Below are 21093 nucleotides of genomic sequence, written 5' to 3'. Positions count from 1 at the left end.
CAGTCCCGCGCGCCTCCCGGCCTTGAGAGCCGGCGCCGCGGCGGCACCGCCGACGCGGCCGGCTCCCGGCAGCCGGGGGGCGCGGTGACCGCGTCGATCGGGGCGGTGGTGCCCAGGCCGCCGTTGCCCGCGGGGGTCGTACCCCAGCTGGTCCTCGCGGTGCTCTGCGCGGGGTATGCCACCGGTTCCGCTCTGGGCTGGGGCTCTACCCGAATGGCCCTGATCATGGGGGACTTCGGGCTGAGCGCGGCGGCGTTCGCGGCCGCCTTCTCGTGTCTCTACTACGCGCGTATCCGCCAGGGCCGCTTTCGACCGGCCTGGCTCATGTTCGGCGTCTCGTCCGCCATGGCGGGCATCGGCAACGGCATCTGGGGCTGGTACGAGGTCGTGCTCCAGCGCCCGCTGCCCGAGGCGTCCATGGCGGACTTCTTCTTCCTGCTCTTCGCACCGCCGGCGGTCATCGGCCTGCTGGTGCTCGCCCGGCGGCCGGTGTCCAGAGCGGGCTGGATCTGCCTGGGCCTGGACACCTGGCTCATCGGCGGCTCCCTGCTCACCATCTCCTGGACCCTCGCCCTGGCGCACGCCGCGGGGGACGACGAGTCGGTGCCGCGGGTCGCGCTCGCGCTGGCGTACCCGCTGCTGGACATCGTGCTGGTGAGCATGGTGCTGGCGCTGCACTTCCGGCGCACCGCGGCGGGCCGCTCGGCGATCAACACGGCGATCGGCGCGCTGGTGCTCACGGTGCTGTGCGACGCGCTGTTCACCTCGCCGCTGCTCCAGGAGCACTACCGCTCCGGCCAGTTGCTGGACGCCGGCTGGTTCGCCGGCTCGGTGCTGCTCGCGTACGCCCCGTGGGTCGGCAGAGCCGAGGAGGCGGAGGAGCGCGGCCAGGAGGAGCGGGCCCGCCCCATCGCCGGGCACATCGGCGCGCTCGCGCCGTATCTCGCGGCCGGCGTGTGCACGCTGGGGATCCTGTACAACCTGCTGCACGGCCGCAGCGTGGACCGCGTGGTGCTGATGACCGCGTGCACGGTCGTGCTGGCGCTGGTCGTACGCCAGGCGATCATGCTGCTTGACAACATCAGCCTCACCCAGGAACTCGCCCACAAGGAGAGCCACTTCCGCTCGCTCGTGCAGGGTTCCAGCGACGTCATCATGATCGCGGCGCCGTCCGGCGTGCTGCGCTACGTCAGCCCCGCGGCCCTGGGCGTCTACGGCACGGATCCCGAGGAGCTGGAGGGCTGCGAGCTGGCCGGCCTCATCCACCCCGACGACCTGGGCCGGGTGCTGCACGAAGTGCGCCGGTTCCTGTCGGCGCCGCCGGGCGGGGCGCGGTCGATCCGCATCGAGTGCCGCTTCAAGGCCGGCAGCGGCCGGCGCGGCGGCGCCCGCGCCGGCGGCGAGGGCGGGTACGGCGAGGACGGCTGGCTCAACGTCGAGTCGACGGTCAACCGGCACCACAACGGCCTGATCTTCAACTCCCGGGACGTCACCGAGCGTGTCCGGCTCCAGGCGCAGTTGCAGCACAGCGCCTCCCACGACGCGCTCACCGACCTGCCGAACCGGGCGCTGTTCACCGAGCGTGTCGGCCACGCGCTCGGCGGCCGGCGGGCCGGGGACGCGAACGCAGCCGTGCTCTTCATCGACCTCGACGGCTTCAAGGCGGTCAACGACACCGTCGGGCACGCCGCCGGCGACGAGCTGCTCATCCAGGCCGGCCGCCGGCTGCAGGAGTCGATCCGCTCCGGGGACTCGGCGGCCCGGCTCGGCGGCGACGAGTTCGCCGTGCTGCTCGTCGGCGGTGCCGCGGGCGAGAACCGGTCCGACGGCGCCGGGCGCGAGCGGCGCACCCGCGAGGTCGCCGACCGGCTGCGGGTGCGGCTCTCCGAGCCGTACACCGCGGGCGGCGTCGAGGTGCGGGTCGCGGCCAGCATCGGCGTGGCCTTCGCCGAGCCCGGGAGCACGCCGGCGGAGCTGATGCGCAACGCCGACCTGGCGATGTACCGCGCCAAGCAGGCCGGCAAGGCGCGCGTCGAGCTGTACGCGCCGCAGATGCAGGCCGAGGTGGTGCGCCGCATCGAGATGGCGAACCGGCTGCGCTCCGCGCTGGACGACGGGCAGTTCACGCTCGTGCACCAGCCGGTGGTGGAGCTGTCCAGCGGGCGCCTCGCCGCGCTGTCGGCGCAGCCGCGCTGGCGCTCGGCGCAGGGCATCGTGCACACGCCCGCCGAGTTCATGCAGGGCCCGCCGGACGGGCGCGGCAGCGGGCAGGACCGGGCGCGTACCGCGGAGCTGGCGCGCTGGCTGCTGGAGGCGACGGTCGAGCAGGCCGCCGAGCGGTACGAGGCGGGCATGGGCATCCCCGTGACCGTACGGATGTCCGCCGCCCGGCTCACCGACCGGAGCATGTCCCCGCAACTGGTCCAGGCCCTGCTGATGCGGCACGGGCTGCCGCCCGGCGCGCTGACCATCGAGATCGCCGACAGCGACACCCGGGTGGGCATGGACGAGCTGGAGCGGCGCCTGGTGGCGCTGCGCCGGTTCGGCGTGCGCATCGCGCTCGACGGCTTCGGCAGCGGGCACGCCGCCATCGCCGCGCTGCGCCGGCTGCCGGTGGACGTGCTCAAGCTGGACCGGGGCCTGGTCGACGGCCTGGCCGAGTCACCCCGGCTGCGCGCCATCGCGGCCGGGATGATCGGCATCGCCGGCGAGCTGGGCCTGGACTCGACGGCCGAGGGAGTCGACCTGCCCGAGCAGGCCGAGGTGCTGCGCGCGCTGGGCTGCCGGCACGCGCAGGGCATGGCCTACTGCGAACCACTGGAGGAGGAGCGAGTACGGGACGCACTGGCCCTGGGAGCGTTCGCGCTGCCGGAGGAGGACGCTTCGGCCATTGCGCTCACATAGTGAGACCTGGGTCCCACGAACTTGACACCCCCGGCGCGCCGGGGGCAAGGTCAGGTCCATGCGCACCCGAATTCTCGTACTTGGACAGCGCGTCGGCTGAAGCGGATCCCGACTCCCGGACCGCGCCGGCGCGCTCCCCTCGCTTGCCATCTGGCACGAGGGGTTTTTTGTTGCTCGAACCCGCTCCACCCCAACCCTCGCACCATTCGAAGACGAGAAGAGAAACCGATGACCGAGCAGGCTCCCCCGCGGAGTGAGCCCCACCCGCAGCCGCCGCGGGCCCGCAGCGGGGGACAGTCCCGCGCCCCGGGGCACACACCGGCAGAAAAGACCGTGACGGGCGCGCAGTCCCTCATCCTCGCCCTTGAGGCCGTGGGCGCGGACACGGTGTTCGGCATTCCGGGCGGGACCATCCTCCCCGCCTACGACCCGCTGATGGACTCCACCAAGGTCCGGCACGTCCTCGTCCGCCACGAGCAGGGCGCGGGGCACGCCGCCACCGGGTACGCGCAGGCCACCGGCAAGGTGGGCGTCTGCATGGCCACGTCCGGACCGGGCGCGACCAACCTCGTCACCCCGATCGCCGACGCGCACATGGACTCCGTGCCGCTGGTGGCGATCACCGGCCAGGTGGTGGTCAAGTCGATCGGCACGGACGCCTTCCAGGAGGCGGACATCTGCGGCATCACCATGCCGATCACGAAGCACAACTTCCTGGTCACGGACCCCGCGGACATCCCGCGGGTGATCGCCGAGGCGTTCCACATCGCCAGCACCGGCCGCCCGGGACCGGTGCTGGTCGACATCGCCAAGGACACGCTGCAGTCGCCCACGGTCTTCTCCTGGCCGCCCCGGCACGAGCTGCCCGGCTACCGCCCGGTGACCAAGCCGCACGCCAAGCAGATCCGCGAGGCCGCCCGGCTCGTCGGCGCCGCCCGGCGCCCGGTGCTCTACGTCGGCGGCGGCGTGCTCAAGGCCCGCGCCACCGCCGAGCTGAAGGTGCTCGCGGAGCTGACCGGCGCCCCGGTCGTCACCACCCTGATGGGCCTCGGCGCCTTCCCCGACACCCACCCGCAGCACCTGGGCATGCCCGGCATGCACGGCACGGTGGCCGCGGTCACCTCGCTGCAGAAGGCCGACCTGATCGTGGCGCTCGGCGCCCGGTTCGACGACCGGGTCACCGGCAGGCTGGACACGTTCGCGCCGTACGCCAAGATCGTGCACGCCGACATCGACCCGGCGGAGATCGGCAAGAACCGCGAGGCGGACGTGCCGATCGTCGGCGACGCCCGCGAGGTCATCGCCGACCTGATCGTGGCGGTGCAGAGCGAGCAGGAGCAGGGCGGCCAGCGGGACGGGGGCGCCACCGGCACGGACCGGTACGCGGAGTGGTGGCAGCAGCTCAACCGCTGGCGCGAGACGTACCCCCTCGGCTACGACCTGCCCACCGACGGCACCCTCTCGCCGCAGCAGGTGATCCAGCGCATCGGCGAACTGGCCCCGGAGAACACGGTCTACACCGCGGGCGTCGGGCAGCACCAGATGTGGGCGGCCCACTTCATCGACTACGACAAGCCCCGCACCTGGCTCAACTCCGGCGGCGCCGGGACCATGGGCTACGCCGTCCCGGCCGCCATGGGCGCCAAGGCCGGCGCGCCGGAGGCGACGGTCTGGGCCATCGACGGCGACGGCTGCTTCCAGATGACCAACCAGGAGCTGGTCACCTGCGCACTGAACGGCATCCCGATCAAGGTCGCGATCATCAACAACGGCGCGCTCGGCATGGTCCGCCAGTGGCAGACCCTCTTCTACAACCGCCGCTACTCCAACACCGTGCTGCACTCCGGCCCGAACGGCAATGGCGGCACGGGGGCCGGCGCGGGCGACGGCGACGCCGAGGAGCAGGCCCGCCAGGCCGCCGGCACCCGCTGCCCGGACTTCGTCAAGCTCGCCGAGGCCATGGGCTGCGTCGGCATCCGCTGCGACGACCCCGAGCAGCTCGACGCCGTCATTGAGAAGGCCAACGCCATCAACGACCGCCCCGTCGTCGTGGACTTCATCGTCCACCAGGACGCGATGGTCTGGCCGATGGTCGCGGCCGGCACCTCCAACGACGAGATCATGGCCGCGCGCGACGTCCGCCCGGACTTCGGCGACGGCGCAGACGACTGACGCCGGGCAGCGAAGAGAGAGACGAAGACATGTCCAAGCACACGCTCTCGGTCCTGGTGGAGAACAAGCCGGGCATCCTGGCCAGGATCTCCGCGATGTTCTTCCGCCGCGGCTTCAACATCGACTCCCTCGCCGTCGGCACCACCGAGCACCCGGACATCTCCCGGATGACGATCGTGGTGAACGTCGAGGAGCAGCCCCTGGAGCAGGTCACCAAGCAGCTCAACAAGCTCGTCAACGTGCTGAAGATCGTCGAGCTGGAGCCGGGCGCCGCGGTGCAGCGCGAACTCGTCCTGGTGAAGGTGCGCGCCGACAACGACACCCGCTCCCAGGTCGTCGAGATCGTCCAGCTCTTCCGCGCCAAGACCGTGGACGTCTCCCCGGAGGCGGTCACGATCGAGGCCACCGGCAGCGGCGAGAAGCTGGAGGCGATGCTGAAGATGCTGGAGCCGTACGGCATCAAGGAGCTGGTCCAGTCCGGCACGATCGCCATCGGCCGCGGCGCCCGCTCCATCACGGACCGCTCGCTGCGCGCCCTGGACCGCACGGCGTAGCCCCCGGCCCGGGCGGCGGGGCGCCTCCCGGCGCGGGCCGCGGGTGGACGGCCGCGAGTGGCCCCGGCGTCCGGCGGCGGCCGGGCCCGGCGGCTACCGCCGCCGGGCCGCCTCGCGCGGCGCCGCACGCCGCCCCGGCGGCTGCGGCAGCCGCCGTGGGCGAGGCCCGCTCCCGCCCGCTCCGTGTCCGGGCTCCGTCAGCCCTCGTTAACCGACCCCCGACAGACCCCCACCTCGCCAGGCGTACGGTGGGCCCATCCGCAAGACTCGAGGAGAGACTTCAGTGGCCGAGCTGTTCTACGACGACGACGCCGACCTGTCCATCATCCAGGGCCGCAAGGTCGCGGTCCTCGGCTACGGCAGCCAGGGCCACGCCCACGCGCTGTCGCTGCGCGACTCCGGCGTGGACGTCCGCGTCGGCCTGCACGAGGGCTCCAAGTCCCGGGCGAAGGCCGAGGAGCAGGGCCTGCGCGTCGTCACCCCCGCCGAGGCCGCCGCCGAGGCCGACGTGATCATGATGCTGGTGCCGGACCCGGTCCAGGGCCAGGTCTACAAGGAGTCCGTGCAGGACAACCTCAAGGACGGCGACGCGCTGTTCTTCGGCCACGGCCTCAACATCCGCTACGGCTTCATCGAGCCGCCCGCGGGCGTCGACGTCTGCATGGTCGCCCCGAAGGGCCCGGGCCACCTGGTCCGCCGCCAGTTCGAGGAGGGCCGCGGCGTGCCGTGCATCGCGGCCGTCGAGCAGGACGCCAGCGGCGGCGCCTTCGCGCTGGCCCTGTCGTACGCGAAGGCAATCGGCGGCACCCGCGCCGGCGTCATCAAGACCACCTTCACCGAGGAGACCGAGACCGACCTCTTCGGCGAGCAGGCCGTGCTCTGCGGCGGCACCTCGGCGCTGGTCAAGGCCGGCTTCGAGACCCTGGTCGAGGCGGGCTACCAGCCGGAGATCGCGTACTTCGAGTGCCTGCACGAGCTGAAGCTCATCGTGGACCTCATGTACGAGGGCGGCCTGGAGAAGATGCGCTGGTCGGTCTCCGAGACCGCCGAGTGGGGCGACTACGTCTCCGGCCCCCGGATCATCAACGACGGCACCAAGGCCGAGATGAAGAAGATCCTCGGCGAGATCCAGGACGGCTCGTTCGCCAAGGACTGGATGGCCGAGTACCACAACGGCCTCCCGCGCTACAACGAGTACAAGAAGCAGGACGGCGACCATCTGATCGAGACCACCGGCAAGGAGCTGCGGAAGCTCATGAGCTGGGTCGACGACAACGACTGAGCGGACCGGATCGCTCGTTCGAGCGGTGGTCGAGCGCAACCGCGCCCGGCCACCGCCCGGCGCCACTACACTCTTCGTACATCGCGCGTCAGGCTCACAGCGTCGTGTGTCCTTCAAACGCGGCGGCAGGCGTCTGTCCGGCGGACCGGCGCTGCATCCCTCCACCTGCGGCCGTCGGGACGGCCGTCCGCACAGGAATCCAGTGAGGACCACGTGAGCACTGCCCCAGCATCCGGCGCCCCCCAGAAGCCGGCCGTACTGATCGCCGAGGAGCTCTCGCCGGCCACCGTCGACGCCCTCGGTCCCGACTTCGACATCCGCCACTGCAACGGCGCCGACCGGGCCGAGCTGCTCGCGGCCATCGCCGACGTGGACGCGATCCTGATCCGCAGCGCCACCAAGGTCGACGCCGAGGCCGTCGCCGCCGCGCGCCGGCTGAAGGTCGTCGCCCGCGCGGGCGTCGGCCTCGACAACGTCGACGTACCCGCCGCCACCAAGGCCGGCGTGATGGTCGTCAACGCGCCGACCTCCAACATCGTCACCGCCGCCGAGCTGGCCTGCGGCCTGATCATCGCCAGCGCCCGCAACATCCCGCAGGCCAACGCCGCGCTGAAGGCCGGCGAGTGGAAGCGCTCGAAGTACACCGGCGTGGAGCTGAACGAGAAGGTGCTCGGGGTCGTCGGCCTCGGCCGCATCGGCGTCCTCGTCGCGCAGCGGATGGCGGCGTTCGGGATGCGCGTGGTGGCGTACGACCCCTATGTGCAGGCCGCGCGCGCCGCGCAGATGGGCGTCAAGCTCGTCTCGCTCGACGAGCTGCTGGAGACCTCCGACTTCATCACCGTCCACCTGCCGAAGACCCCCGAGACCCTGGGTCTGATCGGCGACGAGGCGCTGCAGAAGGTCAAGCCGTCCGTACGGATCGTCAACGCCGCCCGCGGCGGCATCGTGGACGAGGAGGCGCTGACCGCCGCGCTGAAGGAGGGCCGGGTCGCGGGCGCGGGCCTCGACGTCTACGCCACCGAGCCGTGCACGGACTCCCCGCTGTTCCAGTTCGACAGCGTCGTCGCCACCCCGCACCTCGGCGCCTCCACCGGCGAGGCGCAGGAGAAGGCGGGCATCTCGGTGGCCCGCTCGGTGCGGCTCGCGCTCGCCGGCGAACTCGTGCCGGACGCGGTCAACGTCCAGGGCGGCGTCATCGCCGAGGACGTACGCCCCGGGCTGCCGCTGGCCGAGAAGCTGGGCCGGATCTTCACGGCGCTGGCCGGCGAGGTCGCGGTCCGCCTCGATGTGGAGGTGTGCGGCGAGATCACCCAGCACGACGTGAAGGTGCTGGAGCTGTCCGCGCTCAAGGGCGTCTTCGAAGACGTCGTCGCCGAGACCGTGAGCTACGTGAACGCGCCGCTGTTCGCACAGGAGCGCGGCGTCGAGGTGCGGCTGACCACCAGCTCGGAGTCGAACGCCCACCGCAACCTGGTGACGGTGCGCGGCATGCTCGCCAGCGGCGAGGAGGTGTCGGTCTCCGGCACGCTCTCCGGGCCGAAGCACCAGCAGAAGGTCGTCGCCGTCGGGGAGCACGACGTGGACCTGGCGCTCGCCGACCACATGGCGTTCTTCCGCTACGGCGACCGCCCCGGCGTCGTCGGCACCATGGGCCGGATCCTGGGCGAGGCGGGCATCAACATCGCCGGGATGCAGGTGTCGCGGGCCAAGGCGGGCGGCGAGGCGCTGGTCGCGCTGACCGTGGACGACACGATCCCGCAGCCCGTCGTGCAGGAGATCGCCGGCGAGATCGGCGCGGCCTCGGCGCGCGCGGTGAACCTCACCGAGTAGCCCCACCGGGCAGACCGGGCACCGGGCCCGGGCGGGCGGCAGCGATGCCGCCGGCCCGGGCCCGTTCGTATGTCCGGGCACGGCCGCGGGCCCGGGACCGCGGCGCGATGCGGAGGATCTTCGCGCGATCCCCTATCACTTCACTTCAGACGGATGAAATCTCTCCGGTTCCCTCCTACGGTGCAGGAAGTGGAGATTTTCCCTTCGGTTGAGGAGTGGTTATGCGGACCCCGACGCGAGCGGACGCCCTGCGGAACCGCGAGCTGATCCTGAAGGCGGCCGGCGAGGTCTTCGTGGGCGAGGGCCCCGACGCCCCGCTGGAGGAGGTCGCCCGCCGGGCCGGCGTCGGCATCGCCACGCTCTACCGCAACTTCTCCAGCCGCGAGGCGCTGATCCGCGGCGTCGCCCTCGTCACGCTCACCAAGCTGCACGACGCGGCCGAGGAAGCGCTCGCCGGCGAGGACGAGCCGTTCGAGGCGCTGCGCTGGTTCGCCCACGCGGCGCTCACCCTGCGCATCGGCGCGGTACTGCCCGCGCTCTCCGGCCGGATCCAGATCGACGCGGAGCTGGCGGAGCGGCGCGCGCGGACGATGCGGCCGGTGCAGGAGCTGATCGTACGGGCGCAGCAGGCCGGCCAGATCCGCGACGACGTCGTCTTCGGCGACCTCCCGTTCATGGTCATGCGGCTGACGCTGCTGCTGCCGGGCGGCGGCGTAGCCGAGGACGAGGCCCTGGCCCACCGCCATCTGGAGGTGTACCTCGACGGGCTGCGCCCGGAGGCCGCCCGCGCCCGCGGCGCCGCGCTGCCCGGCCCCGCGGTCTCCGTCGCCCGTTTCGTACGGACCACCGACCGCATCATCGGCGGGAAGGCCGGCTAGCGCCCGCACCGCCCGCACCGCCCGCACACCCCCGAGCCCGAACCCGAAGCACGCACGAGAAAGGTAGTGGCATGGACACTACAAAGAAGCCCCGCACCGCCGAGGGAGCCGACCCGCGGCGCTGGCTCGCGCTGGCCTTCATCGGGCTGGCGCAGCTCATGATCGTCCTGGACGTCACGATCGTGAACATCGCCCTGCCGTCCGCCCAGACGGACCTGGAGATCTCCGACGGGGACCGGCAGTGGGTGATCACCGCGTACACGCTGGCCTTCGGCGGTCTGCTGCTCCTCGGCGGCCGGATCGCCGACTACGCCGGCCGCCGCCGGGCCTTCCTGACCGGGCTCCTCGGCTTCGCCGCCGCCTCCGCGCTCGGCGGCGCGGCGACCGGCTTCGGCATGCTGCTGGGCGCGCGGGCCGCACAGGGGGCGTTCGCCGCACTGCTCGCGCCGGCGGCGCTGTCGCTGCTCACGACGAGCTTCACCGATCAGCGTGAACGCGCCCACGCCTTCGGCATCTTCGGCGCGATCGCCGCGGGCGGCGGCGCGATCGGCCTGGTCACGGGCGGGGTGCTGACCGAGTACCTGGACTGGCGCTGGTGCCTGTACGTAAACGTGCCCATCGCGGTGCTGGCCGCGGCCGGCTGGTGGGTGCTGCCCGCCGACACCCGCACGCAGACGCGGCCGAAGATCGACGTGCCCGGCGCGCTGCTCGCCGTGACCGGCCTGGTCGCCGTCGTCTACGGGTGCAGCGAAGCGGAGTCCGAGGGCTGGGGCTCGGCGCTGGTGCTCGGCCTGCTCTTCCTCGGTGTCGTGCTGCTCACCGGCTTCGTGCTGCACGAGCGGAACGCCGCCGCGCCGCTGCTGCCGCTGGGCGTGGTGCTCAGCCGGGCCCGGGGGAGCGCGTTTTTGGGCATCGCGGTGGCCACGGTCGGGATGTTCGCCATGCTCCTCTTCCTCACGTACTACATGCAGATCGTCATGGGCTACTCGGCGCTGAAGACCGGGGTGGCGTTCCTGCCGATGACCGCGGGAGTGCTGGCCGGCGCCGGCGGGCTCGCCAGCAGGCTGCTGCCGATCGTCGCGCCGCGGGTGCTGATCGCCCCCGGCCTGCTGCTCGCCGCCGCCGGCACGGGGTGGCTGACTACGGTGGACATCGACACCTCGTACGCCGCCGGGGTGCTGCCCTCGGGACTGGTCGTGGGCGTCGGGATGGGCCTGGTGATGGCCCCGGCGATCAACTACGCCACCTACGGCGTCCGCGAGGAGGAGGCCGGCATCGCCTCGGCGACGGTCAACACCTCGCAGCAGATCGGCGGCTCCATCGGCACCGCGCTGCTCAACACCGTGGCCACCAGCGCGACCACCGACTACATCGCCGACCGGGTGCCGGACGCGGGGGCGATCGAGGAGCGCCGGGCCGCGGGCGGGCCGGTGCCGGAGTTCGTCAAGGCGGGCCTGGTCGAGGGCTTCTCCTCGGCGTACGCGGTGGCGTCGGTGATCCTGCTCGTGGCGGCGGTGGCGGTCGCGGTGCTGATGAACACCCCCCGTCCCGACCGCACCAAGGCGCACGCCGCCAGCGCCAGCCCGGCAGTCCACCTGGGCTGAGCCTCCCGAACTCCTGGCCCGCCACACCCCCGAGGCGGGCCGGGGCTCCGGCGCCACCGGCGCCTGCCCGCGGTCGGCGCGGCGCAGGCGCCGGCGGCGGTACCGGGGGAGCGCCCGGCCCGCCCGGCGGCGGGCCGGGCGCGTATCGGCGAACGGCGGGCGGGGGAGGGAGCGGTCGGCGGCCACCTCCGTGGGCGGTGCCGCCGCTTCCGCCTCGGCCGGGGGCCGGTGTCCCGTACGCGACCGGCGTCCGCGCCCCGGGCGCGGTCCGCCCTCACAGGCGGGCGGCCTTCAGGGCCATGTGGAGCAGCAGGCGGTCCTCGCCCGCGGCGAGGTCCAGGCCGGTCAGCTCCTCGACCCGGGACAGCCGGTAGTACAGCGTCTGCCGGTGGATGCCCAGCGCGGCGGCGGTGCGGGCGGCCTGGCCGGCGTGGTCGAGGTAGACCTCGGCGGTACGGGCCAGTTCGGCGTGCGCCGGCTCCAGCAGCCGGCCGACGACCGGGTCGACACCGCCGGGCAGGCCGGTGAGCAGCCGGTACGGGCCGATGTCCGGCCATCTGGCCACCGGCCCAAGGTGCGGTGCGGCCCACGCCGCGCGGGCGGCGGCCAGCGCCTCGCGCCAGGCGCCGGGCAGCCCGGCGAGGCCGGCCCGCCCGTCGCCGACCCCGGCGACGGCGTCCGGTGCGGCACTCGCAGTACCCGCGGCAGTCACGGCACTCGCGGCGGGAGCAGCGGCCTCGGCGGGGGTCTCGCCGGTGCGGGTACGGGCCCCGCCCGGCGCCCCGCGCCGTACCTCCGCCGGCTCCGCGTCCCGGCCCGCCGCGGGCGCGTGCGCGCCCGGCGCCCGGCCGGCCGCGGCGTGCAGCAGCCGTTCCGCGGCCGTCACCGCCGGCTCCAGCACCCCCGCGGACGGCAGCAGCACCAGCGCCGCCAGCGCCCGTACCGGCGCGGCCCGGCCGCGGGCCTCCGCCGCCGCGCCGGTACGCGCCGCGTCGCCGGCCCCGCCGGCCCCGCCACCCGCGGCGCCCGCGGAACCCCGCACCCGTACCACCGTCGTCGCCGCCGTCCGCGGCAGCCCCGGACCCGGCGCCGCCGGGTCCGCCGGCCGCCACGGCAGCACCGCCACCGCCGCCACCGGCCCCGCCGCACCGCCCGGCAGCGCGTCCCGCAGCTCCGCCAGCGCCGCGTCCCGCCCCGCCGCGGGCCCGGCCAGCACGTCGCGCAGCAGCGCGCCGGCCGCCGCCCCCGCCCTGGTCTCCGCCGCCAGCAGCGCCCCGATCCGCGCCGCCGTCCGCATGGCCTGCGCGATCCGCGGGTCCGGCGCCCGGCCGGGCCCGCCCAGCTCGACGTCCGCCAGGTGCCCGTCGTCGAGCAGCCAGACGTACCCCTGCACCACGCCGCCGTGCCGCGCCGGCAGGCAGATCCGCCCGGTGAGCACCCCCGCGGAGGGATCCGGCGGGATCCGCATCGGCCCGGTCGCGCGGGCGATCCCGTACGCCTCGAACCACGCCCGCACCGCCGCCGTGGAGCGCCGGTGCAGGATGGACTTCGTCCGTACCGGGTCCATGAGCGAGGAGACGCCGCCCGACGAGCCGTCGCCGGTGTCGTGGACGCCGAAGGCGATCAGCCCGAAGTCCCGGTCCTCCAGGGTGGCGGGGGCGCCGAGCACCGCCGAGACCTCGTCCACCAACTGCTGGTAGTCGCCGCGCATGACCGCAGCCTCTCATACATCTGTATGAGGGCGCGGTGCCTGATGCGTGACAGGTGTCGATGGCCCACGATCGGAGCGATCCTTAGATTTCACGGAGGTGATACCTGCGCTCCGACCGTGGAGGTGCCCCGTGCTGGGTCCCGTGCTTCTCGCCGCCGCGCGCAGCGACCGAATCCGTCGCGTCGTCTCGGCCGCGCCGGTCAGCCGCCAGGTCGTCGCGCGCTTCGTCGCCGGCGAGGACCTCGCCGACGCCGTCGCCGCCGTCCGCGACCTGGCCGCCCGCGGCCTGGAGGTCACCCTCGACCACCTCGGCGAGGACGTCACCGACCCCCGCGAGGCGCTGCGCGCCCGGGACGCGTACCTCCGGCTGGCCGAAGCGCTCGAAGACGAGGGGCTTGGCACCCGCGCCGAGATGTCGGTGAAGCTCTCCGCCTTCGGCCAGGCGCTGCCCGGCGGCCACGACCTCGCGCTCGCCCACGTCACTCCGGTGGTCGAGGCCGCCGCCGCGGCCGGTACCACGGTCACCCTCGACATGGAGGACCACACCACGGTCGACTCCACCCTCGCCGTCCTGCGCGCCCTGCGCGAGCGCTTCCCGCAGACCGGCGCCGTGCTGCAGGCGTACCTCTTCCGCACCGAGGAGGACTGCCGCGACCTGGCCGGCGAGGGCTCGCGGGTACGGCTGGTGAAGGGCGCGTACAAGGAGCCTGCCGTCGTGGCCTTCCAGGATAAAATGGAGGTGGACCGGGCCTATGTGCGCTGCCTGAAGCTTCTGATGACCGGGCGCGGCTACCCCATGATCGGCACGCACGACCCCCGGATGATCGCCATCACCCGGGAGCTGGCCCGCCGCCACGGCCGCAAGCCCGGCGAATACGAGTTCCAGATGCTCTACGGGATCCGCCCCCAGGAGCAGCAGCGGCTGGTGGCCGAGGGGCACCGCATGCGCGTCTACACCCCCTACGGCACCGACTGGTACGGCTACTTCATGCGCCGGCTCGCCGAGCGCCCGGCGAACACGGCCTTCTTCCTGCGCGCCCTGGCCGGCCGCCGCTGACGACCCCCGCGAGACCCCGCGAGCCCTCCGAAAGACTCCGCACCTCGAAGGAGAACCGCACCATGGACGCTGTGACCCAGGTCCCCGCCCCGTACAACGAGCCGGTGCACACCTACGCCCCCGGCACACCGGAGCGTGCGCGGCTGGAGGCCAAGCTCAAGGAGCTGGCCGGGAGCCCCGTGGAGCTGCCGATGACCATCGGCGGCGTACGCCGCATGGGCGGCGGCGCGCGCGTCGACGTCGTGCAGCCGCACAACCACAAGGCCGTCCTCGGCACGTACGGCGCCGCCACCCGCGCCGACGCGCAGGACGCCATCGACGCCGCCCTGGCCGCCGCCCCCGGCTGGCGCGCGCTGTCCTTCGACGACCGCGCCGCGATCCTGCTCAAGGCCGCCGACCTGCTCGCGGGGCCGTGGCGCGAGACGATCGCCGCGTCCACCATGCTCGGCCAGTCGAAGACCGCCCAGCAGGCGGAGATCGACGCACCCTGCGAGCTGGTCGACTTCTGGCGCTTCAACGTCCACTTCGCCCGCCAGATCATGGACGAGCAGCCGCCGATCCAGCCGCACGGCGTGTGGAACCGGCTCGACCACCGCCCGCTGGAGGGCTTCGTCTACGCGATCACGCCGTTCAACTTCACCGCGATCGCCGGCAACCTGCCGACCGCGCCCGCCCTCATGGGCAACGTCGTGGTCTGGAAGCCGTCGCCGACCCAGACGCACTCCGCCGTGCTGCTCATGCGGCTGCTGGAGGAGGCCGGGCTGCCGCCCGGCGTCATCAACCTCGTCACCGGCGACGGCAAGGACGTCTCCGAGGTCGCGCTGCCGCACCCGGACCTGGCCGGCATCCACTTCACCGGCTCCACCCGCACGTTCCAGCACCTGTGGGGCGAGGTCGGCAGGAACCTGCCGGGCTACAAGGCGTACCCGCGGATCGTCGGCGAGACCGGCGGCAAGGACTTCATCGTCGCCCACCCGACCGCCGACCCGGCGAAGCTGAAGACCGCCATCACCCGCGGCGCCTTCGAGTACCAGGGCCAGAAGTGCTCGGCGGCCTCCCGCGCGTACGTGCCGCGCTCGCTGTGGGACGGCGGCCTGAAGGACGCGCTGGTCACCGAGGCCGAGGGCCTGGCGATGGGCGACGTCACGGACCTGTCGAACTTCATCGGGGCCGTCATCGACGACCGGGCGTTCGCCAAGAACAAGGCCGCCATCGAGCGGGCCAAGGCCGACCCCGCGTGCGAGATCGTCGCGGGCGGCACGTACGACGACTCCGTCGGCTACTTCGTCCGCCCGACCGTCGTCGTCTGCTCGGACCCGGAGAACGAGGTCTTCACCGAGGAGTACTTCGGCCCGATCATCGCCGTCCACGTGTACGAGGACGACGCCTACGACACGATGCTGGACCAGATGGAGTCCGTCGCCGCGTACGCCCTGACCGGCGCGATCCTCGCACAGGACCGCGCGGTCATCGCGGACGCGACCCGGCGGCTGCGCTTCGCGGCCGGCAACTTCTACGTCAACGACCGGCCCACCGGCTCGATCGTCGGCCAGCAGCCCTTCGGCGGCGCCCGCGCCTCCGGCACCAACGACAAGGCGGGCTCGAAGTTCAACCTGCTGCGCTGGTCCTCGCCGCGCGCCGTCAAGGAGACGATGGACGCCCCGACGGACTACCGCTACCCCCACATGGGCTGACGCCCAGGACCGCCCCGCGCGGTCCCCGCTGACGCCGCCCCTGGCCGCCTCCCCCGTCGGCCGGGGGCGGCCCCCTGTGTGCGGCGCCCCGGCCCGCGCCGCCGGGACAGGTCCCGGGTTACCGTCGTGACATGCGGATACTCGCCGTGGTCTGGGACATCGACGACACGATCTTCGATCACTCGGGTGCCGAGCGGCGCGCCGCGCTGGAGTACCTGACCGACCGCGGGCTGCTCGGCCGGTACGCCTCGCCGGAGGCCGCCACGGCGCACTGGCACGCGGTGTCCGAGGCGTACGTGGAGCGCTATCTCGCCGGCGAGTTCACCTTTACGGGCCAGCGCCGCGAGCGGGCCCGGGTGTTCGCGGGCCGGCCGCTGACCGACGCCGAGGCCGACGTCTGGATGGCCGGCTACCTGGCCGCGTACCGGCGGCACTGGCGGGTCTTCCCCGACGTCGTGCCGGCGCTCGACGGCCTCACCCCGGGCCGCCGGCACGGCCTGCTGTCCAACAACAGCGCCCCGCACCAGGAGGACAAGCTCCGCGCCATCGGCGTGCACGACCGCTTCGAGGCGCTGGTGTGCTCCGAGGAACTCGGCGTCGCCAAGCCCGCCCCCGCCGCCTTCCACGCCGCCTGCGCCGCCCTCGGGCTGCCGCCGGAGCGCGTCGCCTACGTCGGCGACCGGCCGGACACCGACGCGGCGGGCGCCGACGCGGCCGGGCTGACGGGGATCTGGCTGGACCGCGCCGGCGCGGGCGCCCCCGCGAGCCCGGGTGCGGCCGGCAGCGCCCCCGCGCAGGTGCGCCGCATCACGTCGCTCACCCAGCTCGGCACGCTTCTCAGCACCCTGGATTCGTAGCGATCACCGCAGGTCGGCGGGGGTGCCGTCTCAGATAGTAGGAAGCCCGAGTATATGACGGGACAAGAACGCTTTGACGTCCTACTTTTGTAGAGAGCCGAACTCGCCGAACGGCGACGGTGGTCGAGGCATGGCGCCTTGGCGCAGGTCACCCCTGCGGCGCCGCTCCCGCCCCAGCGGCGTCCCCACGTCACTCCAGCGCCCCTTCAGGAGCTGCCCCATGGCTGCCACCCCCACGGTCCGCCGCGCCCGCCGTGTCGCCCGCACCACCGGCACCGAGCAGACCCGCGACTCCGCCCTCGCCCGGAAGAACGCCGCCGCCGCGCTGCAGCGGGCGTTCGACCGCCGCGACAACGGCGGCGCGACCGGCCACTGAGCCCGCCCGGCGGCGGCCGGCCCGTTCAGCGGTCCCGTACCAGCTCGAAGCGGTCGATCCGGGTGCCGTCCTCGGCGTACGCGGTCGCCCGCAGCACGGGCGAGGCGCCCGGCACGGACTCCACCGCCAGGAACGAATAACCCGTGTAGCGCACCCGCGACCACTCGACCCCCTCGCGCGCCTTCCCGCCCTCGCGGGTCCAGTGGAACGTCTCCACCACGTCGCGGTCGCGGCGCCGGCCCTCGTAGCTGTCCGGCGCGCTGAAGTCGTACAGCGTGCGCCCGCCGCCGCCCGCGGTCACGTAGACGGCGCCGTGGCGCGCGGTGTCCACGGAGCCGCCGATCGGCAGCGGCCGGGTCAGGGCCCCGGCGCGCAGGGCGTCGGTGCGCTCGTAGACGTGGTTGTGGCCGTTGACCACGAGGTCCACCCGGTGCGTGTCGAACAGCGGCGTGAAGTGGTCCCGTACCCCGCCGTCCGAGGCGTGCGTGCTGGTGGAGTACGCGCAGTGGTGGAAGAAGACCACGACGAAGTCGACGCCCGGCGTCCGCCGCAGCTCGCCGAGGTGCCGGCCCAGCCAGCGCGCCTGCGCGCCGCCGGTATAGCCGAGGTTGGCCGGGATCTCGTACGACACGTCGTTGGCGTCCAGCGCGACGACGGCGACGTTGCCGTAGACGAAGGAGTACGCACTCGGCGCCTCGCGCGGGTCGAAGCCGCTGTCCGGCAGCGTCCAGCGGGCGCGCTGGCCGCCGTAGCCGTCGGGGGAGTACCACGCCTCCATGTCGTGGTTGCCCATCGCCGGCATCCATGGGACCCGCGAGGACACCGGGTCGATCTGCCGCAGGAAGCGGTCCCACACCCGGGCGTCGTAGCGGTCGCTCTCCAGGCCGTGCCCGGAGTCCTCGGCGTAGCAGATGTCGCCGGCGTGCAGGTGGAAGGCCGGCGGGCCGCCGGGCAGGGCGGCGATGCGGCGGGTGACGGCGCGGGCGGCGCGGCCGGTGCCCTGGTCGCCGAAGGCGGTGAAGACGAAGCGCTCGGGCCGGGCGGGCGCGGTGCGGAACTCCGCGAGGTGCTCAGCCGCTCCCGGCGACCCGGCGGGGTCGAACTCGTCGTGGCCCAGGCCGTAGACGTACGCCGTGCCGGGCTCAAGGCCGTCGAGCGCGGCGTGCACGTAGTGCTGCTCCACCGCCGGCAGGCCGCCCAGCGCCGGGGTCTTCAGCGGGCGGATCTCCGCTTCGACGCGCTCGCCGAGGTCGCCGCGGTCCGTGCCGAAGCGCACGTACGGCCGGCGCACCGGCAGCGGGAGCTGCCAGCCGATGCGCATCTGGCTGCGCGGGTCGGCGCCGAACGCCAGATGCCGGCCGAACGCCGCCGGTGCGCCGGTGGGCGCGGGGGCGGCGACGGCGGTCGAGGAGCCGTCCGTACGCCCGGACGCGCCGCCGCCGTCCCCGACGCACCCGGCGAGCAGCAGCCCGCCGGCCAGCCCGCCCGCGCCGGTGACGACGCGGCGCCGGGAGTGCCCGGCGCGCAGGTACGCGTGCTGCTCGGCCATGCTCATGCCGCGGGCGAGCCGTGGGGGGATGCCGAAGCCGGGGGTGTCCATACGGCTGAGCATTCCCCGCCGGTCCCGACGCGCCGGAGAACCACGGGCGTCGGCGTGGTGAACGCCTCCCGGTGTCCACATCCCGGACGGCGGTGTCATCCCGCAAGACGTACCGCGTAGGCTCCCCCTCATGTCCCGCAGCATTCGTCTCGCGTCCATTCCCGGCGACGGCATCGGCCCCGAGGTCGTTGCCCAGGGCCTGAAGGTGCTCTCCGCCGTCCTGCCGCAGGACGTGAAGCTGGAGACCGAGAGCTACGACCTGGGCGCCCGCCGCTGGCACGCCACCGGCGAGACCCTGCCGGACGCGGAGCTGACGGCCCTCGCGGACCGCGACGCGATCCTGCTCGGCGCCATCGGCGACCCGTCGGTGCCGTCCGGCGTGCTGGAGCGCGGGCTGCTGCTGAAGCTGCGCTTCGCCTTCGACCACTACGTGAACCTGCGCCCGTCGAAGCTCTTCCCCGGCACCGCCACCCCGCTGGCCGGCCGCCCCGCCATCGACTTCGTCGTCGTCCGCGAGGGTACGGAGGGCCCGTACACCGGCAACGGCGGCAGCCTGCGCACCGGCACCCCGGCCGAGGTCGCCACCGAGGTCAGCGTCAACACCGCGTACGGCGTGGAGCGCGTGGTGCGCGACGCGTACGAGCGGGCCCAGGCCCGCCCGCGGAAGAAGCTGACCCTCGTCCACAAGAACAACGTGCTCGTCTACGCCGGCCACCTGTGGAAGAACATCTTCGACCGCGTCGGCGCCGAGTACCCCGACGTCACCACGGACTACCTGCACGTGGACGCCGCGACGATCTTCCTCGCCACCCAGCCGGAGCGGTTCGACGTGATCGTCACCGACAACCTCTTCGGCGACATCCTCACCGACCTCGCCGCCGCCATCAGCGGCGGCATCGGCCTCGCCGCCTCCGGGAACATCAACCCGGCCGGCACCTTCCCGTCGATGTTCGAGCCGGTCCACGGCTCCGCGCCGGACATCGCCGGCACCGGCAAGGCCGACCCGACGGCCACGGTCCTGTCGGTCGCCCTGCTGCTGCGCCACCTCGGCTACGCGGCGCAGGCCACCCGCGTCGAGGAAGCCGTCGAGGCCGACCTCGCCGCGCGGGGCGACGCCGTGCGCACCACGGACGAGATCGGCGACGCGCTCGCCGCCCGAGTATCCGGCTGACCGCCGGGACCACACACGCTCGCAGCGGCCGGCCCGGCCGGTCAGGTTTCTCCTCACGGCCGACTGACGCCTGCCCTCCGGTGGGCGTCGGTGCGACGATGACCCATCGGGCCGCGTACCACCGCCACGCTTGCCGCTGCCCACGCCCACGTCATAATCGACAGCGGGGCCGCAGCACGGGGTGATGCTCGGACGTCCTAGTAACTTGCCCGGGACGCGGTCCGCCACCCACCGAACGGTGAAGGACACGAATCTCATGACCACGATCGAGCTCAAGCCTTCCGCGCACCCGCTGTCCGACGCGGAGCGCGAGGCGATCCTGACCAACCCCGGCTTCGGCAAGCACTTCACCGACCACATGGTCACGATCAAGTGGACCGAAGGCCGGGGCTGGCACGACGCCCAGCTCCAGCCGTACGCGCCGCTGACCCTCGACCCGGCGACGATGGCGCTGCACTACGGGCAGTCCATCTTCGAGGGGCTCAAGGCGTACCGGCAGCCCGACGGCAGCGTGCGCACCTTCCGGCCGGACGCCAACGCGCGCCGCTTCCAGCTCTCCGCGCGCCGGCTGGCGATGCCGGAGCTGCCCGTGGAGACCTTTGTGGCGGCCATCGACGCACTCGTGCACCAGGACAAGGCGTGGGTGCCGGGCACCGGCGAGGAGTCGCTGTACCTGCGCCCGTTCATGTTCGCCACCGAGGTCGGCCTCGGCGTGAACTCGCCGGCGCACGAGTACCTGTTCATGGTGCTGGCCTCGCCCGCCGGCGCGTACTTCCACGGCGGCATCAAGCCGGTGTCGGTGTGGCTCACCGAGGAGTACGTGCGCGCCGCGCCCGGCGGCACCGGCGAGGCCAAGTGCGCGGGCAACTACGCGGGCGCGATGGCCGCCACGCTCCAGGCCGTGCAGCAGGGCTGCGACCAGGTGGTCTGGCTGGACGCGGTCGAGCGCCGGTGGATCGAGGAGATGGGCGGGATGAACCTGTACTTCGTGCGGGGCGGTGGGCCCAGCGGGCAGGAAGGGGCCGCGGAGGTGGTCACGCCCGAGCTGACCGGCACGCTGCTGCCCGGCATCACCCGCGACTCGCTGCTGACCATCGCCGCCGACCTCGGCTACCGGACCGGGGAGGTGCGGATCTCCAAGGAGGAGTGGCAGGCCGGCTGCGCGGACGGCACGATCTCGGAGACCTTCGCCTGCGGCACCGCCGCCGTCATCACGCCGGTGGGGCACGCGAAGTCGAGCACCGCGGAGTGGACGGTCGCCGACGGGTCGATGGGGCCGATCACGGCGCAGTTGCGCAAGGCGCTGGTGGACGTGCAGACCGGGCAGGCCCCTGACCCGCACGGGTGGATGCACGAGCTGGGCTGAGGTGCGGGCCGGCTGAGGCGAGGGCCGCCGCCGGGAT

At 73.6% G+C, this 21093-nt stretch carries 15 protein-coding genes; 13 read left to right on the top strand and 2 right to left on the bottom strand.

All coding sequences use genetic code 11. From position 1 onward, the window contains the following. The first annotated feature begins 84 nt into the window (after positions 1 to 84). The 7 genes from B124_RS03915 to B124_RS03885 all read left to right on the top strand — a co-directional run bounded on the left by B124_RS03915 (position 85) and on the right by B124_RS03885 (position 11224). Positions 85 to 2904: a putative bifunctional diguanylate cyclase/phosphodiesterase gene (locus tag B124_RS03915; protein ID WP_496501193.1), complete on the top strand. Its 2820-nt coding sequence runs from the start codon at positions 85 to 87 to the stop codon at positions 2902 to 2904. Between the two features lie 228 nt (positions 2905 to 3132). Continuing rightward, a complete protein-coding gene (locus B124_RS03910) occupies positions 3133 to 5076 on the top strand; it encodes an acetolactate synthase large subunit (protein ID WP_496501192.1) in 1944 nt (647 codons plus the stop codon). Positions 5077 to 5105: 29 nt separating this feature from the next. Continuing rightward, positions 5106 to 5630, top strand: a complete 525-nt coding sequence (gene ilvN, locus B124_RS03905; protein ID WP_496501191.1) for an acetolactate synthase small subunit — start codon at positions 5106 to 5108, stop codon at positions 5628 to 5630. Positions 5631 to 5913: 283 nt separating this feature from the next. After that, positions 5914 to 6912 (top strand): ketol-acid reductoisomerase, encoded by a 999-nt coding sequence (gene ilvC, locus B124_RS03900; protein WP_496501190.1) that lies wholly within the window; start codon positions 5914 to 5916, stop codon positions 6910 to 6912. Between the two features lie 213 nt (positions 6913 to 7125). Further along, positions 7126 to 8742 (top strand): phosphoglycerate dehydrogenase, encoded by a 1617-nt coding sequence (gene serA, locus B124_RS03895; protein ID WP_496501189.1) that lies wholly within the window; start codon positions 7126 to 7128, stop codon positions 8740 to 8742. 221 nt (positions 8743 to 8963) lie between these two features. Beyond that, positions 8964 to 9620 (top strand): TetR/AcrR family transcriptional regulator, encoded by a 657-nt coding sequence (locus B124_RS03890; protein WP_496501188.1) that lies wholly within the window; start codon positions 8964 to 8966, stop codon positions 9618 to 9620. 71 nt (positions 9621 to 9691) lie between these two features. Continuing rightward, the gene (locus tag B124_RS03885; RefSeq protein ID WP_496501187.1) at positions 9692 to 11224 is read left to right on the top strand and encodes an MFS transporter; all 1533 of its coding nucleotides are present in this window, start codon (positions 9692 to 9694) and stop codon (positions 11222 to 11224) included. A 274-nt stretch (positions 11225 to 11498) separates the two neighbouring features. Here the strand turns inward: B124_RS03885 and B124_RS03880 are convergent, their stop codons facing one another. Beyond that, a complete protein-coding gene (locus B124_RS03880) occupies positions 11499 to 12935 on the bottom strand; it encodes a helix-turn-helix domain-containing protein (RefSeq protein ID WP_496501186.1) in 1437 nt (478 codons plus the stop codon). Positions 12936 to 13065: 130 nt separating this feature from the next. Here B124_RS03880 and B124_RS03875 point away from each other — a divergent pair, with 130 nt between their 5' ends. From B124_RS03875 to B124_RS03860, 4 genes are all read left to right on the top strand, one after another. Continuing rightward, positions 13066 to 13992 (top strand): proline dehydrogenase family protein, encoded by a 927-nt coding sequence (locus B124_RS03875; RefSeq protein WP_496501185.1) that lies wholly within the window; start codon positions 13066 to 13068, stop codon positions 13990 to 13992. Positions 13993 to 14054: 62 nt separating this feature from the next. Beyond that, the gene (gene pruA / locus B124_RS03870) at positions 14055 to 15686 is read left to right on the top strand and encodes an L-glutamate gamma-semialdehyde dehydrogenase (protein WP_496501184.1); all 1632 of its coding nucleotides are present in this window, start codon (positions 14055 to 14057) and stop codon (positions 15684 to 15686) included. Between the two features lie 131 nt (positions 15687 to 15817). Next, complete coding sequence (locus B124_RS03865) at positions 15818 to 16543, top strand: HAD family hydrolase (protein ID WP_496501183.1); 726 nt, start codon at positions 15818 to 15820, stop codon at positions 16541 to 16543. 220 nt (positions 16544 to 16763) lie between these two features. Further along, positions 16764 to 16919 (top strand): hypothetical protein, encoded by a 156-nt coding sequence (locus tag B124_RS03860; RefSeq protein WP_496501182.1) that lies wholly within the window; start codon positions 16764 to 16766, stop codon positions 16917 to 16919. 25 nt (positions 16920 to 16944) lie between these two features. On the opposite strand, the gene B124_RS03855 is transcribed toward B124_RS03860, so the two are convergent. Then, a complete protein-coding gene (locus tag B124_RS03855; RefSeq protein ID WP_496501181.1) occupies positions 16945 to 18519 on the bottom strand; it encodes a purple acid phosphatase family protein in 1575 nt (524 codons plus the stop codon). Positions 18520 to 18649: 130 nt separating this feature from the next. Between B124_RS03855 and B124_RS03850 the strand changes: the two genes are divergently transcribed. Together B124_RS03850 and B124_RS03845 are read left to right on the top strand one after the other, a co-directional pair. Further along, on the top strand, positions 18650 to 19690 hold the full coding sequence (locus B124_RS03850; RefSeq protein ID WP_496501180.1) for a 3-isopropylmalate dehydrogenase: 1041 nt from the start codon (positions 18650 to 18652) through the stop codon (positions 19688 to 19690). A 256-nt stretch (positions 19691 to 19946) separates the two neighbouring features. After that, positions 19947 to 21056, top strand: a complete 1110-nt coding sequence (locus tag B124_RS03845) for a branched-chain amino acid aminotransferase (RefSeq protein ID WP_496501179.1) — start codon at positions 19947 to 19949, stop codon at positions 21054 to 21056. The last annotated feature ends 37 nt before the right edge of the window (positions 21057 to 21093 follow it).

Source organism: Streptomyces sp. CNP082, assembly GCF_059570535.1.
Note: the sequence above shows the minus strand (reverse complement) of the source record. Positions and strands in the feature narration are given on the sequence as shown.

Bases quoted from the DNA above. Each gene is read 5' to 3' on its own strand.
- B124_RS03910 (WP_496501192.1), top strand. From the start codon at position 3,133: ATGACCGAGCAGGCTCCCCCGCGGAGTGAGCCCCACCCGCAGCCGCCG.
- pruA (WP_496501184.1), top strand. From the start codon at position 14,055: ATGGACGCTGTGACCCAGGTCCCCGCCCCGTACAACGAGCCGGTGCAC.
- B124_RS03880 (WP_496501186.1), bottom strand. From the start codon at position 12,935: ATGCGCGGCGACTACCAGCAGTTGGTGGACGAGGTCTCGGCGGTGCTC.
- B124_RS03885 (WP_496501187.1), top strand. From the start codon at position 9,692: ATGGACACTACAAAGAAGCCCCGCACCGCCGAGGGAGCCGACCCGCGG.
- B124_RS03845 (WP_496501179.1), top strand. From the start codon at position 19,947: ATGACCACGATCGAGCTCAAGCCTTCCGCGCACCCGCTGTCCGACGCG.
- B124_RS03865 (WP_496501183.1), top strand. From the start codon at position 15,818: ATGCGGATACTCGCCGTGGTCTGGGACATCGACGACACGATCTTCGAT.
- B124_RS03850 (WP_496501180.1), top strand. From the start codon at position 18,650: ATGTCCCGCAGCATTCGTCTCGCGTCCATTCCCGGCGACGGCATCGGC.
- ilvN (WP_496501191.1), top strand. From the start codon at position 5,106: ATGTCCAAGCACACGCTCTCGGTCCTGGTGGAGAACAAGCCGGGCATC.
- B124_RS03890 (WP_496501188.1), top strand. From the start codon at position 8,964: ATGCGGACCCCGACGCGAGCGGACGCCCTGCGGAACCGCGAGCTGATC.
- B124_RS03860 (WP_496501182.1), top strand. From the start codon at position 16,764: ATGGCTGCCACCCCCACGGTCCGCCGCGCCCGCCGTGTCGCCCGCACC.
- B124_RS03855 (WP_496501181.1), bottom strand. From the start codon at position 18,519: ATGGACACCCCCGGCTTCGGCATCCCCCCACGGCTCGCCCGCGGCATG.